General features: G+C 43.1%; 4 protein-coding genes and 2 tRNA genes. All 6 read left to right on the plus strand.

Going from position 1 to position 3,127, the window contains the following annotated elements; genetic code table 11:
- Window positions 1-22 precede the first annotated feature (22 nt).
- The 6 genes from G636_RS0114370 (at window position 23) to G636_RS0114395 (ending at window position 3,038) form a co-directional block, all read left to right on the plus strand.
- Window positions 23-94 (plus strand) — tRNA-Glu (locus G636_RS0114370).
- Between the two features lie 6 nt (window positions 95-100).
- A tRNA-Cys gene (locus tag G636_RS0114375) sits at window positions 101-171 on the plus strand.
- Between the two features lie 109 nt (window positions 172-280).
- Window positions 281-982, plus strand: a complete 702-nt coding sequence (locus G636_RS0114380) for a hypothetical protein (RefSeq protein ID WP_026508607.1) — start codon at window positions 281-283, stop codon at window positions 980-982.
- Between the two features lies 1 nt (window position 983).
- On the plus strand, window positions 984-1,913 hold the full coding sequence (locus G636_RS0114385; RefSeq protein ID WP_026508608.1) for a S1 RNA-binding domain-containing protein: 930 nt from the start codon (window positions 984-986) through the stop codon (window positions 1,911-1,913).
- A gap of 112 nt (window positions 1,914-2,025) precedes the next feature.
- Window positions 2,026-2,745 (plus strand): NAD-dependent protein deacylase, encoded by a 720-nt coding sequence (locus G636_RS0114390; RefSeq protein WP_026508609.1) that lies wholly within the window; start codon window positions 2,026-2,028, stop codon window positions 2,743-2,745.
- A 98-nt stretch (window positions 2,746-2,843) separates the two neighbouring features.
- Window positions 2,844-3,038, plus strand: a complete 195-nt coding sequence (locus tag G636_RS0114395; RefSeq protein ID WP_026508610.1) for a DUF951 domain-containing protein — start codon at window positions 2,844-2,846, stop codon at window positions 3,036-3,038.
- Window positions 3,039-3,127: the final 89 nt, after the last annotated feature.

Consider the following 3,127-nt stretch of genomic DNA (forward strand, 5'->3'; position numbering starts at 1 on the left):
TTGGGGAGCTTTAGTTAAATAAGGCCCCATGGTCAAGTGGTTAAGACATCGCCCTTTCACGGCGGTAACAGCAGTTCGAACCTGCTTGGGGTCATAATATGGTGACATAGCCAAGCGGTAAGGCGTGGGTCTGCAACACCCTGATCGGCGGTTCAAATCCGCCTGTCACCTCTAAGAGAGTCTTTACAGACTCTCTTTTTCTTTATATAAATAATCTTGTGGTATACTATTTTCAGAGCCTTATGAGGCATATAATTAACTGTGTAACAGGACTGTTTTTATGGATTCTATAACTAAACTCAGTATCAGACATATTTCAGAATTATACTTTTACGAATATTATTATAATGATCAGGATTTTGACATTAGTAGTCAGGACTTGTCAGCTCCTCATATTGATAAAGCCAGGGCTCTCTTTCAAAATGCATCATACAAAGATGCGCAGACAGAGTACATGGCCGCATATATTGAAAATCCGGTATCTACAGAAGCCATTCGCGGACTGATAGCATGCTGTAAGATGCAGGGTGATACAGGGGGAGCCTATCACTATGTCAATGAGATATACAGGTATTCCTGTACAAGAGCGGAGATGGCTGCCTACTACAGGGATCTGGGCTGGTATTACCTGGAGATGAGACAGCCCCGATTATCATATGCTCTGTATAAATATAGCAGCTTATTTGAAGCCTCTGCTCAGGCTGATAGCGAGATAGCTTTTCTGAAGGAGGCTATGGGAGATAAGCTTCCTGAAATGTCTGAAAGCCAGATCATGGATTTACTTAAGGAAAATGAGATTCCTCTTACAGCAAGCAGCGTAAGCCTGGCACTCCTTGTCAAAGCTGCCGGAGAGGCTGAGAGATCAGGTAATTACCGTCAGGCACTGGACTGTCTGATGATGGTATATGACCTGACTGCAGATGAGGAAATCAGTGAGAGAATAAATAAATGCAAATCAAATATTAAGGAGGAGAACAACTAGTATGGCAGATGAAGAAATGAAAAACGAAGGACAGTCTATGGCAGATTTTACAGATGCTATCGACAGATCATTTCGTACCATTAATGAGGGGGATGTACTTGAAGGTATCGTTACAGGAGTAATGGATACTTATGTTACTGTAGACCTTAACTATTATACTCAGGGAGTGATCAGGCTTGAGGATCTCTCTGAGGATCCGCATTTTAGTATCAGACAGGATATTAAAGTTGGTGATGAGATATCTGCAACAGTTAAGAGTCTGGATGATGGAAAGGGTAATATCCTGCTGTCCAAAAAGGAAGCTAATAAGGTGCTGGCATGGGACAAGCTAAAAGAATACCTTGATCAGCAGACTGAGCTGGAAGTAGAGGTCACTACCAGTGTAAAGGCCGGCGTAGTAGCCTTTTTGGAGGGCATAAGAGGCTTTATACCAGCTTCTAAGCTGGCACTTAATTATGTAGATGAAAAAGATCTGGATGATTATATAGGTAAAAAGCTGAAGGTCAGGGTCATCACTGCAGATAAGGAAAATGCAAAGCTTGTTATGTCAGCTAAGGAGATTCTCAAAGAGAAAGCTGACGCAGATAGGGCACAGAAGATATCCAATGTAGAAGTAGGACTTGTAACAGAAGGTACGGTAGAGAGTCTTCAGAACTACGGAGCATTTATAGATCTGGGAAACGGTCTGTCAGGACTTTGCCATATCTCTCAGATATGCCAGCAGAGGATTGCTCATCCTGCAGCTGTACTGAAGGTGGGTCAGAAGGTGAAGGTAAAAGTAACTGCCATCAAGGATGGCAAGCTATCTCTTAGCATGAAGGCGCTTGAGGATGTAATGGCCAAGGAGATAACAGAGGAAGAGATTCATTATGAAAGCGAAGGAGAAGTTACCACTTCGTTAGCAGATCTGTTAAAGAAAGCCGGCTTTTGATAGGGGCAATATGATTGGCTGAAAGCTGAATGAAAAAACGGGATCCTCGGTAACAAGTTTACCGAGGGTCATACTGTAGATAACAATAGGATCATGTCCGGGGAGGTCTTATATGGAAGATGCGCTTAATAGATTAAAAGAGATAATAGAAGAAACTGATAATATTGTCTTTTTTGGGGGAGCCGGTGTCTCTACAGAGAGCGGAATACCTGACTTCAGAAGCCAGGATGGTCTATATAATCAGAAATATAAGTATCCTCCGGAACGGATAGTAAGCCATACTTTTTATGAAAGACTGCCTGAAGAATTCTTCTCTTTCTATAAAGACAGGATGATAGCACCGGATGCAAAGCCCAATAAGGCTCATCTCACCCTGGCAAGATGGGAAAAGGAAGGCAAGCTTAAAGCTGTCATAACACAGAATATAGACGGCCTGCATCAGGCTGCCGGAAGCCAAAAAGTCCTGGAACTCCATGGATCTACTCTTCGGAACTATTGCGAAAGATGTGGCAAATTCTATGATAGGGATTATATCCTAAAAAGCGAGGGCGTGCCTGTATGCGAATGCGGAGGCAGGATCAAACCGGATGTGGTCCTCTATGAAGAAGGGCTGGATATGCAGGTAATAAATGAGGCTATCTCATATATCGCCGCAGCAGACGTTCTGATAGTGGGAGGTACTTCCCTGGCTGTTTATCCAGCTGCAGGCCTTATCGACTATTACAGAGGCCATAAGCTGGTAGTGATCAATAAGAGTGCTACGCCAAGAGACGGTGATGCTGATCTGCTGGTACAGGGAAGCATAGGAGAGATACTGGGACAGATGCCATAAAGCCCGGGGATGATATAAGCCTGCTTTGGAATCGAATGGGCGGCAAATTATAGCTTATAAAAATGTATATAAGCCACAGGGGAGGTTTGGACTGAATAATGAAAATAGAAGTAGGAGACTGTGTCAGACTAAAAAAGAAGCATCCCTGCGGCAGCTATGAATGGCTGGTCTTAAGGTCCGGAGCGGACTTCAGGCTCAAATGCCTTGGCTGTGATCATCAGATCATGATTGCCAGAACAGCACTTGAAAAGAATATAAAGAGCATAAACTCTTCCCAAAATACGGAGGGCTGAAGTGAAAAGTTAAATTCCACTTCAAAAACGTCATTCTGAAAAGTGGAAGTTACTCTTTCAGAAAGGCGTTTTTTCTTTGGCATAGTTCC

This window comes from Butyrivibrio sp. MC2013 (assembly GCF_000424585.1).
In the GTDB taxonomy this organism is placed as follows: domain Bacteria; phylum Bacillota; class Clostridia; order Lachnospirales; family Lachnospiraceae; genus Butyrivibrio.